General features: G+C 72.7%; 23 protein-coding genes and 1 riboswitch. Of the genes, 13 read left to right on the top strand and 10 right to left on the bottom strand.

What is annotated here, in order from left to right:
* Position 1: 1 nt before the first annotated feature.
* Positions 2–640 (bottom strand): hypothetical protein, encoded by a 639-nt coding sequence (locus D1350_RS10915; protein ID WP_125776027.1) that lies wholly within the window; start codon positions 638–640, stop codon positions 2–4.
* A 116-nt stretch (positions 641–756) separates the two neighbouring features.
* Here D1350_RS10915 and D1350_RS10910 point away from each other — a divergent pair, with 116 nt between their 5' ends.
* The 3 genes from D1350_RS10910 to D1350_RS10900 all read left to right on the top strand — a co-directional run bounded on the left by D1350_RS10910 (position 757) and on the right by D1350_RS10900 (position 3,636).
* Positions 757–1,389, top strand: a complete 633-nt coding sequence (locus D1350_RS10910) for a metallophosphoesterase (RefSeq protein ID WP_125776026.1) — start codon at positions 757–759, stop codon at positions 1,387–1,389.
* A 128-nt stretch (positions 1,390–1,517) separates the two neighbouring features.
* A complete protein-coding gene (locus D1350_RS10905) occupies positions 1,518–1,742 on the top strand; it encodes a tautomerase family protein (protein ID WP_125776025.1) in 225 nt (74 codons plus the stop codon).
* 100 nt (positions 1,743–1,842) lie between these two features.
* A complete protein-coding gene (locus tag D1350_RS10900; RefSeq protein ID WP_125776024.1) occupies positions 1,843–3,636 on the top strand; it encodes a tetratricopeptide repeat protein in 1,794 nt (597 codons plus the stop codon).
* A 3-nt stretch (positions 3,637–3,639) separates the two neighbouring features.
* Here the strand turns inward: D1350_RS10900 and D1350_RS10895 are convergent, their stop codons facing one another.
* The gene (locus D1350_RS10895) at positions 3,640–3,987 is read right to left on the bottom strand and encodes a cupin domain-containing protein (RefSeq protein ID WP_125776023.1); all 348 of its coding nucleotides are present in this window, start codon (positions 3,985–3,987) and stop codon (positions 3,640–3,642) included.
* A gap of 81 nt (positions 3,988–4,068) precedes the next feature.
* Between D1350_RS10895 and D1350_RS10890 the strand changes: the two genes are divergently transcribed.
* Complete coding sequence (locus D1350_RS10890; RefSeq protein ID WP_164545125.1) at positions 4,069–4,746, top strand: DUF3558 family protein; 678 nt, start codon at positions 4,069–4,071, stop codon at positions 4,744–4,746.
* 22 nt (positions 4,747–4,768) lie between these two features.
* Here the strand turns inward: D1350_RS10890 and D1350_RS10885 are convergent, their stop codons facing one another.
* The 3 genes from D1350_RS10885 to D1350_RS10875 form a co-directional block, all read right to left on the bottom strand.
* Positions 4,769–5,962, bottom strand: coding sequence for an epoxide hydrolase family protein (locus D1350_RS10885; protein ID WP_125776021.1), 1,194 nt, complete (start codon positions 5,960–5,962; stop codon positions 4,769–4,771).
* A 22-nt stretch (positions 5,963–5,984) separates the two neighbouring features.
* Positions 5,985–6,629: an HAD family hydrolase gene (locus tag D1350_RS10880; protein WP_206074495.1), complete on the bottom strand. Its 645-nt coding sequence runs from the start codon at positions 6,627–6,629 to the stop codon at positions 5,985–5,987.
* 118 nt (positions 6,630–6,747) lie between these two features.
* Positions 6,748–8,448, bottom strand: coding sequence for a CBM35 domain-containing protein (locus D1350_RS10875; protein WP_125776020.1), 1,701 nt, complete (start codon positions 8,446–8,448; stop codon positions 6,748–6,750).
* 169 nt (positions 8,449–8,617) lie between these two features.
* Between D1350_RS10875 and D1350_RS10870 the strand changes: the two genes are divergently transcribed.
* From D1350_RS10870 to D1350_RS10850, 5 genes are all read left to right on the top strand, one after another.
* Positions 8,618–9,634, top strand: coding sequence for a LacI family DNA-binding transcriptional regulator (locus D1350_RS10870; RefSeq protein ID WP_125776019.1), 1,017 nt, complete (start codon positions 8,618–8,620; stop codon positions 9,632–9,634).
* Between the two features lie 138 nt (positions 9,635–9,772).
* Positions 9,773–11,038 carry a sugar ABC transporter substrate-binding protein gene (locus tag D1350_RS10865; protein ID WP_125776018.1) on the top strand — a complete coding sequence of 422 codons (1,266 nt, stop codon included), beginning with the start codon at positions 9,773–9,775 and terminating at the stop codon, positions 11,036–11,038.
* A gap of 101 nt (positions 11,039–11,139) precedes the next feature.
* Positions 11,140–12,051, top strand: a complete 912-nt coding sequence (locus D1350_RS10860; protein ID WP_125776017.1) for a carbohydrate ABC transporter permease — start codon at positions 11,140–11,142, stop codon at positions 12,049–12,051.
* Positions 12,048–12,866: a carbohydrate ABC transporter permease gene (locus D1350_RS10855; protein WP_125776016.1), complete on the top strand. Its 819-nt coding sequence runs from the start codon at positions 12,048–12,050 to the stop codon at positions 12,864–12,866. Before D1350_RS10860 ends, D1350_RS10855 begins: the two co-directional genes overlap by 4 nt.
* A 3-nt stretch (positions 12,867–12,869) precedes the next feature.
* Positions 12,870–14,774 carry a glycoside hydrolase family 127 protein gene (locus tag D1350_RS10850; protein ID WP_125776015.1) on the top strand — a complete coding sequence of 635 codons (1,905 nt, stop codon included), beginning with the start codon at positions 12,870–12,872 and terminating at the stop codon, positions 14,772–14,774.
* Positions 14,775–14,803: 29 nt separating this feature from the next.
* Here the strand turns inward: D1350_RS10850 and D1350_RS10845 are convergent, their stop codons facing one another.
* Entirely contained in the window at positions 14,804–15,061 is a 258-nt protein-coding gene (locus D1350_RS10845; protein WP_125776014.1) for a hypothetical protein, read from the bottom strand.
* A 43-nt stretch (positions 15,062–15,104) separates the two neighbouring features.
* A riboswitch (guanidine-III (ykkC-III) riboswitch) is annotated at positions 15,105–15,168 on the top strand.
* Positions 15,169–15,178: 10 nt separating this feature from the next.
* On the opposite strand from D1350_RS10845, the gene D1350_RS10840 reads away from it, so the two are divergent.
* Positions 15,179–15,493, top strand: a complete 315-nt coding sequence (locus tag D1350_RS10840; RefSeq protein ID WP_125776013.1) for a DMT family transporter — start codon at positions 15,179–15,181, stop codon at positions 15,491–15,493.
* Between the two features lie 14 nt (positions 15,494–15,507).
* On the opposite strand, the gene D1350_RS10835 is transcribed toward D1350_RS10840, so the two are convergent.
* A complete protein-coding gene (locus D1350_RS10835) occupies positions 15,508–16,236 on the bottom strand; it encodes an SDR family NAD(P)-dependent oxidoreductase (RefSeq protein WP_125776012.1) in 729 nt (242 codons plus the stop codon).
* Between the two features lie 57 nt (positions 16,237–16,293).
* On the opposite strand from D1350_RS10835, the gene D1350_RS10830 reads away from it, so the two are divergent.
* Both D1350_RS10830 and D1350_RS10825 read left to right on the top strand, forming a co-directional pair.
* A complete protein-coding gene (locus D1350_RS10830; RefSeq protein ID WP_125776011.1) occupies positions 16,294–16,797 on the top strand; it encodes a MarR family winged helix-turn-helix transcriptional regulator in 504 nt (167 codons plus the stop codon).
* Positions 16,798–16,877: 80 nt separating this feature from the next.
* Positions 16,878–17,327: a CHRD domain-containing protein gene (locus tag D1350_RS10825; RefSeq protein WP_125776010.1), complete on the top strand. Its 450-nt coding sequence runs from the start codon at positions 16,878–16,880 to the stop codon at positions 17,325–17,327.
* Positions 17,328–17,465: 138 nt separating this feature from the next.
* Here D1350_RS10825 and D1350_RS10820 read toward each other — a convergent pair whose 3' ends face one another.
* Together D1350_RS10820 and ddaH are read right to left on the bottom strand one after the other, a co-directional pair.
* Entirely contained in the window at positions 17,466–18,494 is a 1,029-nt protein-coding gene (locus D1350_RS10820) for an ornithine cyclodeaminase (RefSeq protein ID WP_125776009.1), read from the bottom strand.
* Positions 18,491–19,378: a dimethylargininase gene (gene ddaH, locus D1350_RS10815; RefSeq protein WP_125776008.1), complete on the bottom strand. Its 888-nt coding sequence runs from the start codon at positions 19,376–19,378 to the stop codon at positions 18,491–18,493. The genes D1350_RS10820 and ddaH overlap by 4 nt, the downstream gene beginning before the upstream one ends.
* A 103-nt stretch (positions 19,379–19,481) precedes the next feature.
* On the opposite strand from ddaH, the gene D1350_RS10810 reads away from it, so the two are divergent.
* On the top strand, positions 19,482–19,919 hold the full coding sequence (locus D1350_RS10810) for an Lrp/AsnC family transcriptional regulator (RefSeq protein WP_125776007.1): 438 nt from the start codon (positions 19,482–19,484) through the stop codon (positions 19,917–19,919).
* Between the two features lie 136 nt (positions 19,920–20,055).
* On the opposite strand, the gene D1350_RS24745 is transcribed toward D1350_RS10810, so the two are convergent.
* Positions 20,056–21,213 (bottom strand): cellulose binding domain-containing protein, encoded by a 1,158-nt coding sequence (locus D1350_RS24745; RefSeq protein WP_125776006.1) that lies wholly within the window; start codon positions 21,211–21,213, stop codon positions 20,056–20,058.
* Positions 21,214–21,221 lie beyond the last annotated feature (8 nt).

The raw sequence follows: 21,221 nt of genomic DNA, 5'->3' as shown, positions 1-21,221 counted from the left end.
GTCAGACGAGCCCGTCCACGTCGGCGGCCATGCGCTCACCGGCGTGGAAGGCGGCAGCCACCGCGAGCACGACGGCCGCTACGAGCAGGGGTGCGTACGACACCGAGGGCTCGAGGACGAAGTAGGGCCCGGCGGTCTCCGCGAGATCGGCCAGCCCGGTGCGCTCCAGGGCGCGTATCCCCTGGATCTGCGGAAGCAGCGGTGCGGTGATCCCGCAGACGGCGATCGTCACGGCCACCACGACGAGTCGGGTCACGTTGCCGTGTGCGAACGGCTCTCGACGGGCGATCGAGGCGAGGACGGGCGCGAGCGCGATCGCTCCGACGAGGCAACCGAGGCCGTACACGGCCGGCTCGGCCCGGGCGAGGAAGTGCTCGGACCGGGTGGCGCCCGTAGCGGCGAGCGTGAACGAGCTCGCCCGAGCGGGCGCGAACCACACCTCGTCCGCCGGTTCCGCTCCGGTCACCTCGATGTCGAGGTAGCGGTAGCCCGCGGAGTCGAGGGTCACGGGAACCTGTACGGGGGCGACCGGCGGAAGCGTGGCGCCGTTGATCGCGAAGCCGACACCTCCGACGGCAGCCACGAGTCCGACGATCACGACGACGCGCCGGATCCAGTTCACCCACCTGAGCTGTGTCATGGCGCACACCATATCGTTTTTCGATATGGCGGGGAAGGGCTGTTGCGAGCTGGTGAGCCCCTGCCTGCGCAAACCGGCTTCCGCCCCCACCCGACCACCTGTTGAATACCCCTGACATGACGACCTATTTCACGTCCGACCTGCACCTCGGACACCTCAACATCATCCGGTTCTGCGACCGGCCCTTCTCCGGAGTGCCGCAGATGAACGCCCGCCTCGCGGAGCTCTGGAACGAGACGGTCACCGACGACGACACCGTCTGGGTCCTCGGTGACGTCGCCCTCGGCGCGCTGGACGAGTCGCTCGCCTGGATCGGGCGGCTCGCGGGCCGCAAGCTCCTGGTCCCCGGCAACCACGACCGCTGCTGGGTCGGCGATCCCCGGATCCGCAAGGCGTCCGGCGAGACCCGCGACGCGCGGATCGCCGAGGCCAAGGACCGGTACCTCGCGGCAGGCTTCGCCGAGGTCCTCGACGAGCCGGTCCGCTTCGAGCTCGCGGGCGGCACGGCGGCCGTGTCGCACTTCCCCTTTGAGGGCGACTCGCACGGCGCCGACCGCTACACGGAGTACCGCCCCTTCGACGACGGCGGCTGGGTCGTCCACGGCCACGTGCACACCACGTGGCGCCAGCGCGGTCGCCAGCTCAACGTCGGCGTCGACGCCTGGGGCGGCCGGCCCGTGCCCGCCCAGACCCTCGCCGACCTGATCGACGCCGGCCCCCAGGACCTGGCACCCCTGCCCTGGGCCTGAGGCCCGGATCTGAGACCCGGGCCTGAGCCCCGGACCCCGGTCACACGCCTCGTCACACGTCCGGCTGACACGGTCGTGGAACCCGCCAGCCCCACCCGGAGCACGGCGATCCGCGAAAGGGAACTCCGATGCCGCTCATCCAGGTCAACGTGATCAAGGACGTCTTCACCCCCGCGCAGAAGCGGGACATCATCAGCAGGCTCACCGACGCGATGGTCGAGATCGAGGGCGAGAACATGCGCCCTGTCACCTGGTGCGTCATCCACGAGGTGGCGAGCGGCGACTGGGGGATCGCCGGCAACGCGCTCACCACGGCCGACGTTCACGCCCTTGCCGCGGGAGTGAGCGTCTGAGGATGCAGGCCCGCGGACCTGTGCGCCGTCGCCGTCCGAGCGGCTTGTCGGGCTGATCCGGGAGTGCCATGCTCGCAGGAGCGCGCGATCTGGAGACCACATGCCACTGACGATCCGGCTCCTGGGGCAGCCCGCCGTCGAGGCCGGCGGCGACGGCGTGCACGTCCGCGGGCGCAAGGCGTGGGGCCTGCTCGCCTACCTCCTCAGCGCTGACGCGCCCGTGCCACGGCAGCGGCTCGTCGACCTGCTGTTCGGCGATGCCGACGACCCGATGGGCGCGCTCCGGTGGAACCTCTCGCACCTGCGTGCGGTGCTCGGTGAGGGGGCGACGATCGGCGGTGAACCGGTCACGGTGACCCTCTCCCCGAGCACCACCGTCGACGTCCGCCTCGTGACACGGGGCTCGTGGGTGGAAGCCGCGGACGTCGCAGGCCTGGGGCTTCCCCTGCTCGCGGGGATGAGCTTCGACGGCAGTCCCGGCTTCCAGCTCTGGCTGGACGGGGAGCGCCGGTTCCTGGAGGCGGCGTCGGCCGGGGCTCTGCAGGACGCCGCCCGGGCGCGCCTCGCGCGCGGCGACCCGGAGTCCGCCGTGCGGGCCGCTACCCGGCTGGTGGAGCTGAACCCGATGGACGAGAACGCGAACGTGCTGTTCATCCTGGCGCTCCGGGCGGCCGGTGACGAGACGCGGGCGGCGAAGCATGCGAGATCGTGCCGGGAGCTGATGCTCCGGGAGCTGAACGTGGACGTGGGAAGGATCCTGCGGTCCGCGCTCGACACTCCGTCGCTCGGCGCGGCGTCGACCCTGAGCCGGGCGACGGTCGTCGCGCGCCTGGAGTCGGGCGAGGCCGCCGTCAACGCGGGGGCCCCCGAGGCGGGCCTGGACATCCTCCGCAGGGCTGCCTGGGAAGCCCGGTCGCTGGGCGACCCGTCGCTCCTCGCCAGGACCCTCGTGACCCTCGGGAGCGCTCTGGTCCACGCCGCGCGGGGTACCGACGAGGAGGGTGCCGCCGTGCTCGTGGAGGGCGCGGAGCTGGCCCTCGACGCAGGGGAGCGGGCTCTGGCCTGCACGGCCAAGCGGGAGCTCGGCTACATCGCGCTGCTCCGGGGCCAGTACGACCGGTCCCTCACGAGGCTCCACGAGGCGCGAGCGCTGGCCACCGACCTGCGCCAGCTCGCGTGGGTCGAGCTGTTCGTCGGCAAGGCGAGCACAGACCTCGGCCGGCACGCGACGGCTCGCGCGCACCTCGACCGTGCCCTGTCCGCGGCGACCGAGGCGGCTGACCGTCGCTGCGCCGCGTTCGCGCACGCCACCATCGGGCGGCTGCTGATCCAGCGGGAGGAGTGGGACGACGCCGCCCCGCACCTGGAGCGGTCGTTGGACCTGATCCGCGACGAGGGCTGGATCGCCTTCCGGCCGTACCCCCAGACTCTGCTCGGTGAGGTGAAGCTGGCCACCGGAGACGTGGACGCGGCGGAGGAGGCGTTCGAGTCGGCGTACGCCCTGGGTCACCAGCTGGGTGACCCGTGCTGGGAGGGCCACGCCCAACGGGGTGCCGGGATGGTGGCCGTGCGGCGTGGTGACCTGGGGCGTGGCCTCGAGCTCCTCGGTGACGCGCCGCGGGCGTGCCTGCGGCTGCCGGACGCCTACGTGTGGTTCTCCGCGTACGCCGAGGAGGCGCGCAACACGGTGGCCATCGATGCGGGCGCGCCGGCAGCCGCCGCCTGGGTCGGCGAGCTGGAGGCGATCAGCTCCCGGCATCGGATGCGAGAGTTCCAGGCTCGCGCGGCACTGCAGCGGGTCCGGCTCGGCACTCCTGGGGCCCGGGAGATCGCCGCTGCGCTGGTCGGCCAGGTCGACAACCCGGCCTTGGCCGCACAGCTGCAGGAGGCCTGATCCTCAGTGCCTCGTGGCCTCGACGTGCCGCGGGATGCTCGTGACCGTCGTGAGGAAGAAGGCGCAGTCCTCCAGAGCGAGAACACCGTGGCGCTCGTGGGTCAGGGCGCGCAGCTCGCCAGGACCGATCTCCTCGTCGCCGTCCAGCGCCGTGACCCGGACGCGTCCCCGCAGGACGAGGATGGACGCAGCCGGCGGCGCGTTGTGCTCGCCGAGCTCCACCCCCGCCTTGAGGGCGAGGATCGACTGGCGCAGCGGTCCGTCGTGCAGGACCACCTCCGTGCTGCGCCCGTTGGGCGAGGCGAGCGCCGTGGTCTGGTGGGCGTCGGTCAGGAGTTCGATGTTCGTCATGGTCGCTCCGGTCGTCGTCCGTGATGGTCGGTCCTGAGAGGCTACGCCCCGGGCGGTCGTCGGGGTGTGGTTGGATGCGGCGTGACTGCTTCCCGGACGACCTCCTCCCTCGTCGCTGTGCTCGCTCTCCTGGTCCTCGGATCGTGCTCCACCGGTGCCTCACCGAATGCGTCGACGGACGACTCGGCCGCGCCGAGCAGTGCGCCGGCGACGGAGGTTGCTTCCCCCTCCGCCTCGCCGGTGGGTGCCGGCCCGTGCGACCTGCTCGGCGCCGAGGCGGTCGCGGCGCTCGCGGGCGTCCCGCTCGACACCCACCAGGAGACAACGGTGGGAGGGCTGCCCGCCTGCCAGTGGGGGACGGGTGCGCCCGGCGTCCAGGTGTCACAGGCGCCCGCGAGCGAGTGGGCCAAGGCGCTCCCCGCACTGATCGAGCAGGTGCGGACCTCCGGTGCACTCGGGCCCGAGGACCAGCAGCGCCTGGACGACGCTTCGGCACTCCTCGCGTCGGGCGAGGTCGACGGGGCGTCTGCGTGTGAGCTGTTCTCCTTGACGGCGGAGTTCTCCGGCTACGAGCCTGGGGTGACGACCGTCGTCAACTACCTCCCGAACAAGGAGGAGCCGCAGGGGATCACCTCCCAGGCGTGCCTCGACGGTGTCTACAGCTCGATCCTGCTCGTCGACCCGGAGATCACCGCGGACGATGCCACGACGACGGCTGCGCGGACCGCGCTGGAGGCGCTGATCGCCGCGAACGCGTGACGGCTTGGGCCGCTGCTGTGGGTCAGTCCGCCTTCTCCCGGAACGGGCGGAAGAACTCCCGCAGCTCCTGCGCGTAGAGCTCGGGCTCCTCGAACGGCGCGAAGTGCCCGCCGCGCGGCGGCTCGGTCGCCCGGACCACGTTCGCCGTGCGCTCGAGCCAGGCCCGGGGCGGCCGCACCACGTCGCCCGGGAAGATGGCGAAGCCGGAGGGGGTCTCCACCCGGCGGGCGAGCTGCTCGGGCGGGATCGCCCCGTTCGCGCTGTACATGCGCATCGACGACCCGATCGTGCCCGTCAGCCAGTAGATCGTGAGGTTGGTGAGGATCTCGTCCTTCGTGAACGACTCGAGGCCGCGGTCGCTCCACGCCTGCAGCTTCTCGACGACCCACGCCGCGAGACCGGCCGGCGAGTCGTTGAGCCCGGCCGCGGCGGTCTGCGGCTTGGTCCGGTGCATCGCGCCGTACGCGCCCTCCGTCGCCCCCCACGCCGCGACGGCGTCGAACCACGCCCGCTCCTCGGGGGAGAGGTTCGCGGGGTCGCCCAGGGGGACGGGCAGTCCCGCGTCCGTGCGGTGGACCGCCACGACCCGGTCGGGGTGGTCCAGGGCCAGATAGCGGCTGACGTGGCTCCCCAGGTCGCCTCCCGCGGCGCCGAACCGCTCGTAGCCGAGCGTGCTCATGAGCTCGGCCCACAGGCCCGCGACGGCGATCGAGTCGAGCGGCCGGGCCGGACGGTCGGAGTACCCGAAGCCCGGCATGTCTGGCACGACGACGTCGAACGCGTCCGCGGGGTCGGCGCCGTGCGCCCCGGGATCGGTGAGGAGCGGGATCACCTTGGTGTAGCGCCAGAACGAGTCGGGCCAACCGTGGCTGAGGATCAGCGGGAAGGTGCGCCCGGCCGCGCCCGAGGATGCGCCCGAGGATGTGCCCGACGGCGTCGCCGCCCGCGCGTGCACCACGTGGACGCCGAGCCCGCCGACCGCGACGCGGTAGCGGGGGAGCCGGGCGAGGGCCGACTCCTGTGCCGCCCAGTCGAACTCGTCGGCCCAGTAGGTGACGAGCTCACGGAGGGAGTCGGCGTCGGTGCCGAGCGACCAGCCGGCGTCCTCCGGGGCGTCCACCCAGCGGGTCGCCCGGAGACGTGCGCGCAGGTCGTCGAGCGCTGCCGGGTCGGTCTGCTGGAGGAACGGCTCGATGCGGTGCGTCGCCTCGGACATGGCCTCACACTACCCACGCGCCTCAGCGCGCGAGCAGGGCCGGAAGCTCCGTCAGGGAGTCGATCAGCGTGGCCCGGGCGGCGTCGGGGCGCTCGGCATGGAGGTAGCCCCACGGCCCCCGGCGGATCAGGATCGGGCGCATCCCGGCGTCGGCGGCGGGCAGCACGTCGTTGTCCAGGCGGTCGCCCACGTAGGCGATCTCGGTCGGGTCGAGCCCGGCCAGCTCGGCGACCTTCGCGAAGAACGCCGGGTCCGGCTTCTGCACGCCCCACTCGTCGGAGGTGCGGATCGCGTCCACGGGCAGGTCCATCGCCTCCAGCGCGGCCCGCGCCTCGGGCGGCTGGTTGCCCGCGACGACGACGCCGAGCCCCGACTCCCGGAGGGCGGCCAGCGCCGGGCGTACGTCGGGGTAGAGGTCCTCGGCGTCGAAGCCGGTGCGCAGGCCGTGCGGGTCGTCCAGCGCCCAGCGGTCCATCTCCGCCTCCAGGTCGAAACCCGGCCGCACGATCTCGAAGGCGTCCCGGTGGGGCCGGTCCAGGGCCGCGCACCCGCCGAGCACCCCGAGGAACGTCATGGCAGGGAGACCGAGCCGCTGGGCCCACCGGGTCCAGATCCGGGTCTCGTCGATCAGGGTCTCACCGACGTCGAACACCACTGCGCGCACCATGCGGAAACCCTAACTGGGTGGGCCCGATGACCAGGTAGCTGTTCCCCCTCCCAGGCCGGGACGGGGAACAACCACCTGTTCGTCGGGCCGCGGGCCGCGGCGTCACACGGCCCGGCCGTCAGGACAACGTGATGCTGTCCAGCTCCGCGTAGCCGGTCCCGCCGCCGAAGCCCGGTGACCCCTTGGCGAGCCGGATCTGGTTGTACCCGGCCCGGAGCGTCACGGTGACGTTCACCGTGGAGAACTGTGCCCAGCCCGCCGTCGGCGGGTAGGACACCGTGGACCAGGCGCCGCCGTTGTAGGCCAGGCCGTGGGTCGACGCCGACCCCGTGCCGTTCGCGTAGCGGACCGCCATCGTGTAGGTCCGGGCGGTCGGCACGTTCACCGTGAAGTCCACGAAGCTGTGCGACCGCATGTCGGCCGAGCCGTCGATGTTGCCCACGTAGTGCCCGTGGGAGGCGCCGCTCGCGGCACGGGTCTGGGCGTTCACCACCGTGGCGTTCTCGGCCTCGTAGACCTGCTGCCACGACGTCGTCGGCCCGGCGGCCGGGGTGACGACCACCTGGTAGGCGCCCTCCGCGGTCATCCCGTTGACCGGGACGGTCACGCTCCCGTTGCTCACGGCGAGGGTGCTGGTCGACAGGACCGTCGGGGCCGCCACGTGCGTGTGCCGCCCGCTGCCGGGCACCGCCCGCACCGTGACCCGCACCGACGACCCGAACGACGACAGGCCGTTGACGCGCACCGCGTTGTTCCCGCTGTCGCCGCCGAGCACGACGTTGACGATCTTCCGGCTCGCGTCGTACGCGGCCACGCCGTCGAGCCAGCTCTGCGGGGTGGTGCGGACCACGTTGCCCGCCATCTCGCCGTACCAGCGGTAGGCCCAGTAGGACGCCGTCGGCTGGCCGCTGAGGGTGAACAGGCCGTCGAAGGTGCCCGCCTCGAACCAGTAGGCGCGGTGCGCCTCGCGGGCTCCGTGCCGCTCGAGCACGGAGATCCAGTGCACCGCCACGCTCGGGACGTCCATCTGGTTGAAGGAGTTGTACTCGTTGATCGCGATCGGACGGGGGCTGATCCCGAGCGACCGCTCGATGGCGCGGTAGTCGGCCACGTGGTCGTCGAAGGAGTTCCAGTCCATGTCGGTGAGCTCGTGCCAGACGATCACGTCTGGCAGGGTGTTGGTGTTCCGGGCGTTCGTCAGGAACGACACCATCCGGTTGTGGTTGTAGTACGAGTCGCTCGGGCCGACGATCGGCGTCACGGCGTCGAGCGAGCGCACCAGGCGGAAGGTGCGCGTCCAGCCGGCGTTGAAGTCGCCCGCGGCGCTGTTCCACGTCCAGTCCGGCTCGTTCCAGAGCTCCCAGCCGTGGATGTTCGTCGTCGTGGTCGCCGCGAGCCGCGCCTGGACCATCGTGCGGACCTTGTTCTCCCAGTCGGCCCAGCCCTGCCACTGGTAGGGGAACGTCGGGTAGATGTCGGGCATCCGGATGAACTGCTGGGCGCCCGCGCGGGTGATGTTCCCGGCGACGTCGAGCGCCGCGCAGCAGGGCTCGGTGGCGCCGTTGCCGAGGTGCGTGGTGCCGGGCGGCGGCTGGGTGAAGCTGTGCGGGCTGAGCGGCAGCAGCTGCGCGGTGGTGGGCTTGGAGTCGGAGCCGACGCCGTACAGCCCGCCCGCCGCGACGTGCGTGACGGGGCGGACGACGGTGCCGACGTCGACCGTCAGGGTGTTGCCCGCGGCCTGCGCCGGCAGGGCAGGCGCGGTCAGCGTCAGGCCCACGACGAGGGCGAGCACGCTGGTGCGTGACAGAACTCTTCTCATGGCATCTCCTCGTTGAGAGTGCGAACCGGTTCGACGATCCGGACAGTCTCGGACGCTAGCTTCGAACGATGTCCGCCGCAAGGGTCGACAGGATCCCGCCGAATCCACGCTTGCCATCGGTCGCTGGATGTGGCTACCCTCGAACCGGTTCGCAACAGGAGGAGGCAAAGTGGCCACCATCGGGGATGTCGCCCGGGTCGCAGGGGTGTCGCGCAGCACGGCGTCGTACGCGCTGTCCGGCAAGCGGGCGATCTCGACGGACGTGCGCCGTCGCGTCGAGGAGGCGGTGCGGGAGCTCGGCTACACGCCGAACGCGGGGGCTCGTGCGCTCGCCACGTCGCAGACGATGGTGATCGGCCTGCTCGCACAGTTCCTCGAGGACGAGTTCGCGCCGGCGATGCTCCAGTACATGCTGGGCGTCTCCAACACGGCGCGCGAGCACGGGTACGACATCCTGCTCGTCACGGAGGCGGACGGGACGCGCGCTCTCCGCCGCATCACGGACTCACGGATGGTCGACGGCATCGTGCTGCTCAACGTCGCCGAGCACGACGAGCGTCTGCCGATCCTGCGCGCCGCGGCCCAGCCGGGAGCGCTGGTGGGCCTGCCGGCCGACTGCACGGGGGTCGACGTGTTCGACCTCGACTTCGAGGAGGCCGGCCGCCTCATGGTCGAGCACCTGCACCGGCTGGGGCACCGCGAGGTGGCCCTGGTGTCGCAGCCCGAGCACGTGGTCGAGCGCGGCGGCGCGTACGTGTGGCGCCTGCAGAACGCTGCCCTCGAGGCGGCGCGGGCGCGCGGCATGACGCTGCACGCCACCTTCGGGTCGGCGCACCAGCCCGAGGTGGGACGCGACCTGAACGCCGTGCTCGACGCCCACCCCGGGGCCACCGGGCTGCTGATCAACAACGAGGCGGCAGCCGCCGCCCTCCCGAGCGTCCTGCACGGGCGCGGGATGTCCGTGCCGCACGACCTCTCGGTCATCGGCCGGTACTCGGACGAGTTCGCCCGCACCTTCTCCCTTCCCTACTCCTCGGTCGAGAGCGCACCGGACCGGCTGGGCCGCATGGCCGTCCGCCAGCTGGTGCGCCGGATCGAGGGCGAGGTCGGCCAGGAGGAGCCGCACGTGGTGCGGTTCGTCTCGCCCGAGCTCGTCGACCGCGGCAGCACCGGCAGCCCGTCCTGACCCCGCGGGGCCCCCGCCCCGCGAGACCTGACGGGCGCAGTGCCGCCACTGATGTGAGCGCTAACACGCGTCATCGACACGCACCACAGATCACCATCCGGGCCGGTCGGCCCGGACCTTGTTCAAGGAGGAACAGCGATGCACCACACGACGCGCAGGACCATCCGCCTGCCGCTCACCGCCGGGGTAGCGACCGTCATGCTCGGCCTGCTCGGCGCGTGCTCGTCCGGCACCGCCGACGGCACGGAGACCAGCGGGACCGACGCCACCTACACCTGGTGGGACCCGTACCCCCAGCACGAGGACTCCTCCGACTGGGCCGGCCGCGTCCAGGCCTGCGGCGAGGAGGCGGGCGTGACGATCGAGCGCACCGCGTACGACACCACCGCGCTCACCAACCAGGCCCTCCTCGCGGCCCAGGAAGGCACCTCGCCCGACGTGATCCTCCTCGACAACCCGGCCGTCTCCACCCTGGCCGACACGGGGATGCTCACCACGGTGGACGAGCTCGGGCTCGACACCTCCGCAGTCGACGAGAACCTGCTCGCCGCGGGCGTGGTCGGGGGAGACGCCTACGGCATCCCGATCGGCGCCAACACCCTCGCGCTCTACTACAACAAGGCTGTCCTCGACGCGGCCGGCGTGGACCCGGCGACCGTCACCGACTGGGACGCGCTCACCGCCGCCCTCGAGAAGGTCACCGGAGCAGGCAAGAAGGGCATCACCTTCGCCGCGATCGGCACCGAGGAGGGCTCGTTCCAGTTCCTCCCGTGGTTCTGGGGCGCCGGGGCCGACCTGCGCGAGCTCGACTCGCCGGAGGCGCTCGCCGCCGTCGAGCTCTGGAAGGGCTGGCTCGACAAGGGCTACGCGCCCAACTCGGTGATCAGCAACTCCCAGAACACGACGTGGGAGGAGTTCCTCACCGGCGAGTACGCCTTCGCCGAGAACGGCACCTGGCAGGTGAACTCCGCGGCCGAGGCCGGTTTCGAGACGGGCATCATCCAGATCCCCGCCCAGGACGGTGGCGGCGCCCCGGCGCCGACCGGCGGCGAGTTCATCGTGGCCCCGGTCCAGGAGGACGCGGCCCGCTACGAGGTCACGCGCCAGATCGTGGAGTGCATGACGACGCCCGAGGGCTTCGTCGAGACGGCGAGCACGTTCGCGTACTACGTGCCGCCCACGGCCGAGGGCCAGGAGGCGCTGCTCGCCGAGAACCCGGACCTGGAGCCGTGGGTCGCCGCGGTGCAGGACGCCAAGGGCCGCACCTCGGACGACCTCGGCACCGACTACCCGGTGATCTCCGAGGCCCTCTGGACGGCCGTCCAGAACGCCCTGTCCGGCGCGGCCACCCCGCAGGAGGCGCTGGAGACCGCGCAGGCCGACGCCGCGGCCGCGACGAGCTGAGCCCGCAGGGGCCGACGGCGGGCGACCATCCGCCGTCGGCCCACGCCCGAGGGGTCCGGGCCGGCCTGGCCCGACCGCAGAGACTGACGAAGGAACTCCTGATGACCACCCTCGAGGCACGCCGACGCGGGCCCTCGGCGACCCAGTGGGCCGCCGTCGGCTTCGCCGCGCCGCTCCTGGTGTACCTGATCCTCTTCTACGCGTTCCCGCTGTGGCGCAACGTCGACCTCAGCGTCCACGACTACACGATCCGGGCGTTCGTCCAGGGGAACGCCGAGTTCGTCGGGTTCGAGAAGTACGCCGAGGTGTTCTCCTCGGCCACCTTCCCCGTGGCGCTGTGGAACACCGCGTTCTTCACCGTCGTGTCGATCGCCTTCCAGTACGTGATCGGCCTGGCCCTGGCGGTCTTCTTCCGGTCCGGGTTCCGGCTGTCCGGCCTGCTGCGCGCCATGTTCCTGGTGCCGTGGCTGCTGCCGCTCATCGTGTCGTCGTCGACGTGGGCGTGGATGCTGAGCAGCGAGAACGGCATCGTGAACACCGTGCTCGGGGCGTTCGGCGCGCCGCAGATCAACTGGCTCACGTCGCCCGACACGGCACTGGTCGCGGTGACCGTGGCCAACATCTGGCTCGGCATCCCGTTCAACCTCGTCATCCTCTACTCGGGCCTGCAGAACATCCCCGGCGAGGTCTACGAGGCGGCCTCGCTCGACGGCGCGGGTCCGTGGAAGCAGTTCTGGAGCATCACCGTGCCGCTCCTGCGCCCGGTCTCGGCGATCACCCTGCTGCTCGGGCTCGTCTACACGCTCAAGGTCGTCGACGTCATCTGGATCATGACCACCGGCGGGCCGGGCAACTCGACCACGACCCTCGCCGTCTGGTCATACCGGGAGGCGTTCGGCACGGGCCAGCCCGACTTCTCGCCCGCGGCCGCCGTGGGCAACGTCCTCATCCTCATCGCCCTCGTCTTCGGGGTGCTGCACCTGCAGCTCCAGCGCCGACAGGAGGTCTCATGACCGGCCGCCGCCCCTGGTGGAAGACCGTGCTCGGCGTGGTCCTCACCGCCTTCATGCTCTTCCCCGTCTACTGGATGGTCAACGTCTCGTTCACGCAGACGCGAGACCTGCGGGCCGACCCGCCGCACTGGTTCCCGTGGGACCCCACGCTCGACGGCTACCGCGCCGTCCTGGACGACCAGCTCCCGGCTCTCGGCACGAGCATCCTCGTCGGCCTCGGCTGCGTGGTCCTCACCGTGGCGATCTCCGCCCCGGCGGGCTACGCCATCGCGCTGCTCCGGCTGCCCGGCGCGGGCGCGCTCAGCTTCGTCCTCCTGGTGGCCCAGATGATCCCGGCCGTCGTGATGGCGATGGGCTTCTACGCCGTCTATGTGCGGCTCGGCCTGCTCAACACGATCGGCGGGCTCATCGTCGCGGACTCGACGATCGCCATGCCCTTCGGCGTGCTCCTGTACACGGCGTTCATGTCGGGCATCCCGCGGGAGCTGATCCAGGCCGCCCGGGTCGACGGCGCGGGCCACTGGCGCACGTTCCGCTCGATCGTGGTGCCGGTCAGCCGGAACTCCACCATCACCGTGTCGCTGTTCGCGTTCCTCTGGGCGTGGTCCGACTTCATCTTCGCGTCGACCCTCGACCGGAACGGCGACCTCGTCCCGATCACCCTCGGCATCTACCAGTACATCGGCAACAACACGACGCAGTGGAACTCGATCATGGCCACGGCCGTCGTGGCCTCCGTCCCCGCGGCGATCCTCCTGGTCGTCGCCCAGCGCTACGTCGCGGCGGGCATGACCGCCGGCGCCGTGAAGGACTGATCAGTGAACAACCACACCACCGCACGCCCCGTCGTCCCGCCCGGGACCCACCGGGGCGCCGGGACCGGCGAGGTCCGTCTCGTCGGCGGGTTCTGGGGCGGGCTGCAGGAGACCAACGCCCGGTCGAGCCTGCGGCACTGCCTCGACTGGATGGAGAAGCTCGGCTGGGTCGCGAGCTTCGACCGGGTCGCCGCGGGCACCACGGCCGGGCACCGGCCCGGCTGGCAGTTCTCCGACTCCGAGGTGTACAAGCTGATCGAGGCGCTGGCCTGGGAGTACGCCCGCACGGGCGACCCGGGCACGGACGCCATGCTCCAGGACCTGGTCCGCCGGGTCGCGGCCGCGCAGGACCCGGACGGCTACCTCAACACGTGCTTCGGGCACGTGGGTCGGCCGGGCCGGTACACGGACCTGGCGAGCGGGCACGAACTGTACTGCACCGGCCACCTGCTGCAGGCGGCGGTGGCCCGGGTGCGGACCGTGGGGGAGGACCTCCTCGTCGAGGTCGCCCGCCGCGCGGCCGACCAGGTGTGCCGCGAGTTCGGCCCGGGCGGGCGGGAGGGTCTCTGCGGGCACCCGGAGATCGAGCTGGGCCTGGCCGAGCTCGGCCGCGCCCTCGGCGAGCCGCGCTACACCGAGCAGGCACGCCTCTTCGTGGAGCGCCGGGGCCGGGGCCTGCTCGTTCCGCCGCCCCTCCAGAGCGCCGCCTACTTCCAGGACGACCAGCCGGTCCGCGAGGCGGACGCCTGGCGCGGGCACGCCGTGCGCGCTCTCTACCTCGCGGCCGGGGCGGTGGACGTGGCCGTCGACACCGGCGACGACGACCTCCTCGACGCCGTCCGCCGGCAGTGGGACCGCTCGGTCGAGCGGCGCACCTACCTCACGGGCGGCATGGGGTCACGCCACCAGGACGAGGGCTTCGGCGACGACTGGGAGCTCCCGCCGGACCGGGCCTACTGCGAGACCTGCGCGGGCGTCGCCTCCGTCATGGTGTCGTGGCGGCTCCACCTCGCCACGGGCGACGTGCGGTACGCCGACCTCATGGAGCGCACCTTCTACAACGTGGTCGCCACGTCGCCCCGGTCCGACGGCCAGGCCTTCTTCTACGCCAACCCCCTCCAGCAGCGGGTCGAGGGCGCCGACGTGCGCCCCGACGCCGAGAACCCCCGCGCCGAGGGCGGCGTGCGCGCCCCCTGGTTCGACGTGTCGTGCTGCCCCACCAACGTGGCGCGCACCCTCGCGTCGTGGCACGCCTACGCCGTATCGGTCGACGGCGACACCATGACCCTCCTGCAGTACGCCGCCGGGGACGTCCGGGTCGCCCTGGACGACGGCGGCGAGCTTGTCCTCCGCGTCAGCACCGCCTACCCCGCCGACGGCCGGGTCGCGGTCGAGGTCGTGGCCGCCCCGGCGCGCCCCGTCACCCTCCGTCTCCGCGTCCCGCGGTGGGCCGACGGCGCCACGCTCGCCCGCCCGGGCACCTCGCCCGAGCCTGTGGCGCCGGGCTGGGCGGAGGTCGCCGTCGCCGAGGGCGACACCCTCACCCTGGACCTGCCGACCGCGCCCCGGCTCACCTGGCCGGACCCACGCGTCGACGCGGTCCGCGGCTGCGTCGCGGTCGAGCGCGGCCCGCTCGTGCTCTGCCTCGAGTCGGTCGACCTGCCCGACGGCGTCCCCCTCGACGACGTCCGCCTTGACGTCACCGCCCCGCTCACCGCGGCCGACGACGGCGCGGTCGCCCAGGTGGTCGTCCTCGCCCTCCCGGACCCCATGTCCGGGCGACCTCCGTACGGGCCCGGCCCTTCGGCGTCGGGCACCGGGCTCCGGACCGAGGTGCGGCTCGTGCCGTACCACCGCTGGGCGGAGCGGGGGCCGTCGACGATGCGCGTCTTCGTCCCGGTCGCGTGACCGCTCCAACCACCGCCCGCCCCGAGCTGTCAGAAGCTCCCCGGTGTATTCGCCGGGCAGGTTCTGACAACTCGCACGGCGACCGTCGCGTCGCTCGGGGCGTCGTGGATCACCACCAGCGTGTCCGGGCCCAGGCGGGCCGCCATGCCGCCGACCGGGCCGAGAGAGGTCGGAAGGGCCGGCATCCGGACGCCGGGAACGGCCCGCCCGTCGACGTCGAGCGCCACGTCGGCCTCGACCCAGAGTCCCACACCGACGCCGCCCCGGGTGGTGAGCGACGGCACCACGCGGGGCGCTTGTCCGCGGTGGGGCCGTGTGACATGGTCCTTGTCAGGACCTTCCAGGGTCCCCGGACGAGGGATGCCGTACCCGGTGCGCGACAAGACGGCTCATGGGAGTACACCGTGTCCTGGATCGTTCTCGTCGTCTCCGGCATCCTCGAGGCCGTGTGGGCCACCGCCCTCGGCCGCACAGAAGGCTTCACCCGCCTGGCACCCACCCTCGTGTTCGGTGTCAGCCTGGTCGCGAGCATGGCGGGCCTCGCCTACGCGATGCGCGACCTGCCCGTCGGCACCGCCTACGCCGTCTGGGTCGGCATCGGTGCCGCACTCACCGTCGCCTATGCGATGGTGACCGGTACCGAGCCGTTCTCCGTGGTGCGCCTGCTGCTGCTCGCGGGCCTGGTGGGCTGCATCATCGGGCTCAAGCTGACCCACTGACGCCCCGTCGGGCCTCACCGTGTCGTGCGGGCTCCGCCGTTGACGTGCAGGGTCTGGCCGGTGATGTGCCGGGCACCGGGCGAGGCGAGGAACCGGACGAGCGCGGCGACGTCGTCGGGCGTGCCCGGGCGCTTGTCGTGCGTCGCGGCGATCAGCGTGTCCCGGCGCTGGGCCGTCAGCCGCCCCTTGAAGTAGCCCGTGTCCTCGATGTAGCCGGGCGCGACGCAGTTCGCGGTGATGCCCCGCGGCCCGATGGAAGACGACAGCCCCGCCGTCCACGCCTGCACCGCCGCCTTGGCGACGCCGTAGGACGACGACGCGTACTCGGCCCCGATCGAGCCGACCGTCACCACGGTCCCGCCGAACGGCATCGTCTCCAGCACCGCGGTGGCGACGAGGACCGTGCTGAGCAGGTTGGCGTCGAGGTTCGCCCGCCAGGCGCCGGCGACCGCGGCGAGGCCCTCCGGCGGCGCGCCCGCGTCGAAGTCCGTGTTGCCCCCGGCGAGGGCGAGGGCGACGAGGACGTCGACGGGCCGGGGCAGACCGGCGACCAGGGCCTCCACCTGCGCGGGGTCCGCCACGTCGTACAGCGCCGCCCGGGCGCCGGTCTCGGTGGCGGCGGGTTCGAGGGTGTCGGCGTGCCGGCCGGTGAGGACGACGTCGTCGCCCTCCGCGACGAACGCGCGGGCGACGGCGCGGCCGATCCCGCCGGAGCCGCCGGTGACAAGGACGAGACGAGGCATGCTGATCTCCGATCCGGTAGGTTTAGGTCTAAACATAGCCGAGCAGAGGACGGACTGATGACTTCTGACGACCGGCGCATGGTGTCGCCCCGCCAGATCGCCGACGCCTGGGAACGCGAGCTGCCCGGCGTGCCGACGTCGTCCATCCGGGTCCTCACCCCGCTGCGGCGCGTGGCCAAGCGGCTGACCGACGACCGGCGCCGCACCCTCGACCGGCTCGGCGTCGACCCCGCCACCCTCGACCTGCTCTCCACCCTGCGCCGCGCCGGCGAGCCGTGGCGGCTCACCACCCGCGAGCTGGCCGCCCAGACCCTGGTGACCGCGGGGGCGATCTCCCAGCGCGTCGCCCGCGCGGAACGGGACGGGCTGGTGGCCCGGACGACGTCGGACGCCTCGCGCCGGGCGGTGGCCGTGACGCTGACGGATGCCGGGCACCGGCTCGTCGAGCGCGTCGTCGGCGAGCTGCTCACGCACGAGGAGACGCTCGTCGCGGGCCTGGAGGCCGCGGACCGGAATGCGCTCGCGGACCTCCTGGACCGCCTGGACGAGAGTCTGGGCTGACCCCCGGCGGGCGCGGGTGAACCGTTCGCCGCCCCGTCTCGTTCCACCCTCGACAGAACCACGATCGAGGAGGATCGACCATGTCCACGCACAGGTTCCCTGCCGTCCGCCGGCTGACGGGAGCGGCCGCCGGCGTCGGCCTGATGGTGGTGGGTCTCGGCCTGCCCGCCGACGCGTCGCCGAACCGGGTCCCGCTGAACGTCGGCCAGGAGACGACGGGCTCCGACACGGGCGCCAGCGGGTCGTTCACGTACACCATCGCGGGCGACACGCTCTGCTACACGCTGGAGGTGCGGGACCTGTCGGTGGATGCCGTCGCCGCGCACATCCACGTCGGGCCCCGCAAGGTCGCGGGACCCGTCGTGGTGCCGCTCAGCGTCGGGACCGGCACGAGCTTCACGGTCGACGACTGCGTGACGGCCGACCCGGCCCTGCTCGCCGCCATCGACGACGACCCGCGCTCGTACTACGTCAACGTGCACACGCCGACGTTCCCGGGCGGGGAGGTCCGCGGCCAGCTCACGCACTGAGCCGCGGCCCCCGGCCGCGACCCCCGGCCGCGACCAGGTAGCTGTTCCCCGTCTCCGCCCGTGTCGGGGAACAGCTACCTGGTCGTGTCCTCGGGCTCCGTCGCCCCCTCAGGCCGTGGCCACCGCGAGACCTGCCCCTCAGGCCTCGGCCACCAGCGAGTACAGGTCCTTCGGGTCGGCGGGCTCCGCGATGAGGTCCAGGTGCTGCAGCAGCTCCGGGGCCGACGCCGTCACGTCGTCGCGCACGTACTTCAGCGCGCTCCAGTCCTCGACGGCGAACCCGACCGAGTCCCACACGACCAGCTCGTCCTCGCTGCGGCGACCCGGCGAGCGGCCGGTCACGACCTCCCACAGCTCCGTCACCGGGAAGTCGGGCGCCTGACGCTGGATCTCGCCCTCGATGCGCGTCTGCTCCGTGAGCTCCACGAAGACGCTCGCCCGCGCGACGATCGCCGGGTCCAGCTCCGTCTTGCCCGGGCAGTCGCCGCCGATCCCGTTGATCAGGACGCCCGCGGGTACGTCGGCGTAGTGCAGCACCGTCGCGTTCTGCTTGTCGGCGGTGCACGTCGTGATGACCTGGGCGCCGCGGGCCGCGTCAGCGGCGTCGTCGGCCAGGACGACGTCGAAGCCCAGGGCCTTCGCGTGCCGCGCCAGCTTGTCCATGGCCGCCGGGTCCACGTCGAAGACGCGCAGCGTCTCGATCCCGAGCTCGGCGCGCATGCCGAGCGCCTGGAACTCCGCCTGCGAGCCGCAGCCGATCAGCGCGAGCGTCCGCGCCCCCGCCGGGGCGAGGTACCGGGCCGCGAGGGCCGACGTCGCGGCCGTCCGCAGCGCCGTGAGCAGCGTCATCTCGGCGAGGAACGACGGGTAGCCGTTGTGCACGTCGGCGAGCATGCCGATCGCCGTGACCGTCTGGAACCCGCGTGCCGGGTTGTTCGGGTGGCCGTTGACGAGCTTGAAGCCGTACGTCTCGTCGTCGGACGCGGGCATGAGCTCGATGACGCCCTCGGGAGAGTGCGTCGCGATCCGCGGCCGCCGGTCGAGCTCCGGCCAGCGCGCGAAGTCACGCTCGAGCGCGTCCGTCAGGGCCGCGATCACGGCCTCCGGGCCGCGGCGCGCCACCCAGCGGGCGGTCGCGGCGACGTCGAGGAACGGGACGGTGGTCATCGCGTCATCTCCGGCGTGAGGGGGCCGACGGCGGGGCGCAGCTCGAGCGTGCAGCACTTCACCGAGCCGCCACCCTTGAGGAGCTCGGACAGGTCGATCCCGACGGGCACGAACCCGCGGTCCTTGAGGTCGTCGGCGAGACGGGTGGCGCGGTCGCTGAGGAACACGTGCAGACCGTCCGACACGATGTTGAGGCCCAGGACGGCGGCGTCCTCGGCGCTCGCGACCACCGCGTCCGGGAAGAGCTCGCGCAGGGTCTCCTGGGCGGCGGGGCTGAACGCCTCCGGGTAGTACGCGACGGTGCGGGAGCCGCTGATCGATCCGTCGTCGAGCATCGCGAGGGCGGTGTCGAGGTGGTAGTAGCGCGGGTCGACCAGCTCGAGCGGGACGAGGGTGATGCCCTGCTCGGCCAGGCCCAGGCGCTCCGCGACCTCGGCGTGCGCGGCGGGCGTGGTGCGGAACCCGGTGCCGGCGAGCAGCAGGTCGCCGGCGACGAGGAGGTCGCCCTCGCCCTCCATGACCTCGACGGACTGGCCGAGCGACGTGTAGGCCGGCGCCCCCTCGGTGGCGAACCAGCGCTCGTACGCGGGGCCCTCGGCCGCGCGCTCGGGGAACGTGAAGCGCGCGGCGAGCGCGCGCCCGCCCACGACGATGCCGCCGTTCGCCGCGTAGACCATGTCGGGCAGCCCGGGCTCGGGCTGGACCACGTCGACCCGGTGGCCGCGGGACTCGTACGTCGCCTTGAGGGTCTCCCACTGCGCGACGGCGAGGTCGGTGTCGACCGAGCCCGACAGGTCCATCCAGGGGTTGATGGCGTAGACCACGTCGAAGTAGGTGGGCGGACACATGAGGAAGTGCCTGGGTGAGGCGGTGCGCTGCGTCATAGGGCCGAGGCTACGATTCCGCCACCACGCAACGTACTCACATCCGTTGCGCACTTCGTAGAGGTTTCTTGCGTCATCGACCCCCATGCTGAACGATTCGTTCATGGATGCACTGAACCGGGCGATCGTCGAGCGGCTCCTCCTCGACGGGCGCGCCACGTACCAGGAGATCGGCAACGCCGTGGGCCTCTCGGCCCCCGCCGTGAAGCGGCGGGTGGACCTCATGCTCGCGCGCGGCGAGATCGCCGGGTTCACCGTCCGGGTCGACCCGCAGGCGATGGGCTGGATCCTCGAGGGCTACGTCGAGATCTTCTGCTCGGGCATCGTGTCGCCCGCCATGCTGGAACGGGAGCTCGGGCCGATCCCCGAGGTGGTGCGCGTGTCGACCGTGACGGGGGACGCCGACGCGATGGTGCACATCATGGCGTCGAGCATGGCCGAGATCGAGAGCACCGTGGAGCGCATCCGCACCGCCGCGCACGTCGTGAAGACCCGGACGGCGCTGGTGATGTCCCGGGTGATCGACCGGCCGGGGGCGTAGGCCTGGCCGGGCCGCCGGGGGCGTGACGTCGGCCGGCAGCGGCCCGCCGAGAACAACCTTCGGCTCGCAACCAGCGCTGGTTGCGAGCCGAAGGTTGTTCTCGGGAGACGCTGCCGGCTCGGGAGACGCTGCCGGCTCAGGAGGTGGTGCAGGCCGCGCCGTCGAGCGTGAACGCGTTGGGCGGGGAGATCCCCGAACCGGCCGGTCGCGTGCCGAGCGCCCCCAGCGTGACCGAGCCGCCGGGCAGGATCACCGCGTTCCACTGCGCGTTGGCCGCGGTGACGGTGGCGCCGGACTGCGCCCAGGTCGCGTTCCAGCCGCCCGTGACCTGCGGTCCGGGGACGAGGTCGTACCGGAGCGTCCAGCCCTCGACGGGCGTGGCGCCGGTGTTCGTGATCGTGACGTCCGACGTGAAGCCCGTGCCCCAGACGTGGTGGCGGTAGCGGACGTCGCACGACACCTGCGGCACCTCGACCGCCACCCGCACGGGCGCCGACACGGGGCTGACGCCGCGGGCGTCGTCGAACGCCGCGACATGGAGCACGTGGTCGCCCGGAGCGAGGCCCGGCAGGTCGGCCCGCGTGGTGGTCCCGTCCACCCGGGCGACCCGCTCGTAGCCGTCGCGCACCTTGCGGAACACGTCGTAGCGGACGACGGCGCTGCCGTACGTGGTCACCGGGTTCCAGCAGACGGCGGGTGCCGTCGTCGTGCCGCATGGTCGTGCCGCGGGCGCCGACGGCTGGGGGACCGCCGTGGGCGTCGGGGTGGGCCAGTTCGTCGGCGTCGGGACAGGGCCGCCCATCGACCATTCGTTGCGCAGGTCGGAGGCAGGAGTGAGCCGGCTCGTGTCGCGCACGAAGAAGGTGCCCGCGAGCCCTGGACGCGGGGCCCCGAGGATCACCGACCGCGGGTCCGAGGCGCCTGAGACGCGCACGAACTCGCCGTCCCAGATGAGCTGGTGCACCTCCCAGGGGCCGTCCGGCGTGGCCGAGGGAGGCCACCAGCACAGCACCCACATCGCGGTGCCGGGAGCGACCGGCGGGATCAGGCACTGGCGGCCCCAGGTGGGGACGTCCGAGGTGGAGGTCGGGTCCGGGGTGGCGACCGCCTGCACGGCCCCCGCCCCGCCCGGGAGATGGCCGGCGGCGGCAGCCTGCGCGGCGACACCGCCGACCACGCCGGTGGCGAGGCCGATCGCGGTGAGGGCGGCCACGGCGAGGGCTGCGACCGTCCTGCGGTGGGTGGGTGGGGGAGCGGCGGCTGCGGCGACCCTGCCGGCAGCGGTTCGGGACATGGCGGTCC

Origin of the sequence: Antribacter gilvus, from assembly GCF_003946865.1 — a bacterium.
GTDB classification, from domain to species: domain Bacteria; phylum Actinomycetota; class Actinomycetes; order Actinomycetales; family Cellulomonadaceae; genus Antribacter; species Antribacter gilvus.
This window is presented reverse-complemented; position numbering and strand designations above follow the sequence as displayed.

Coding starts and splice junctions, on each gene's coding strand:
- D1350_RS24745 (WP_125776006.1), bottom strand. CDS start 21,213: ATGTCCCGAACCGCTGCCGGCAGGGTCGCCGCAGCCGCCGCTCCCCCA.
- D1350_RS10855 (WP_125776016.1), top strand. CDS start 12,048: ATGACCGGCCGCCGCCCCTGGTGGAAGACCGTGCTCGGCGTGGTCCTC.
- D1350_RS10865 (WP_125776018.1), top strand. CDS start 9,773: ATGCACCACACGACGCGCAGGACCATCCGCCTGCCGCTCACCGCCGGG.
- D1350_RS10830 (WP_125776011.1), top strand. CDS start 16,294: ATGACTTCTGACGACCGGCGCATGGTGTCGCCCCGCCAGATCGCCGAC.
- D1350_RS10810 (WP_125776007.1), top strand. CDS start 19,482: ATGGATGCACTGAACCGGGCGATCGTCGAGCGGCTCCTCCTCGACGGG.
- D1350_RS10825 (WP_125776010.1), top strand. CDS start 16,878: ATGTCCACGCACAGGTTCCCTGCCGTCCGCCGGCTGACGGGAGCGGCC.
- ddaH (WP_125776008.1), bottom strand. CDS start 19,378: ATGACGCAGCGCACCGCCTCACCCAGGCACTTCCTCATGTGTCCGCCC.
- D1350_RS10895 (WP_125776023.1), bottom strand. CDS start 3,987: ATGACGAACATCGAACTCCTGACCGACGCCCACCAGACCACGGCGCTC.
- D1350_RS10875 (WP_125776020.1), bottom strand. CDS start 8,448: ATGAGAAGAGTTCTGTCACGCACCAGCGTGCTCGCCCTCGTCGTGGGC.
- D1350_RS10835 (WP_125776012.1), bottom strand. CDS start 16,236: ATGCCTCGTCTCGTCCTTGTCACCGGCGGCTCCGGCGGGATCGGCCGC.
- D1350_RS10915 (WP_125776027.1), bottom strand. CDS start 640: ATGACACAGCTCAGGTGGGTGAACTGGATCCGGCGCGTCGTCGTGATC.
- D1350_RS10900 (WP_125776024.1), top strand. CDS start 1,843: ATGCCACTGACGATCCGGCTCCTGGGGCAGCCCGCCGTCGAGGCCGGC.
- D1350_RS10905 (WP_125776025.1), top strand. CDS start 1,518: ATGCCGCTCATCCAGGTCAACGTGATCAAGGACGTCTTCACCCCCGCG.
- D1350_RS10910 (WP_125776026.1), top strand. CDS start 757: ATGACGACCTATTTCACGTCCGACCTGCACCTCGGACACCTCAACATC.
- D1350_RS10880 (WP_206074495.1), bottom strand. CDS start 6,629: ATGGTGCGCGCAGTGGTGTTCGACGTCGGTGAGACCCTGATCGACGAG.
- D1350_RS10820 (WP_125776009.1), bottom strand. CDS start 18,494: ATGACCACCGTCCCGTTCCTCGACGTCGCCGCGACCGCCCGCTGGGTG.
- D1350_RS10885 (WP_125776021.1), bottom strand. CDS start 5,962: ATGTCCGAGGCGACGCACCGCATCGAGCCGTTCCTCCAGCAGACCGAC.
- D1350_RS10860 (WP_125776017.1), top strand. CDS start 11,140: ATGACCACCCTCGAGGCACGCCGACGCGGGCCCTCGGCGACCCAGTGG.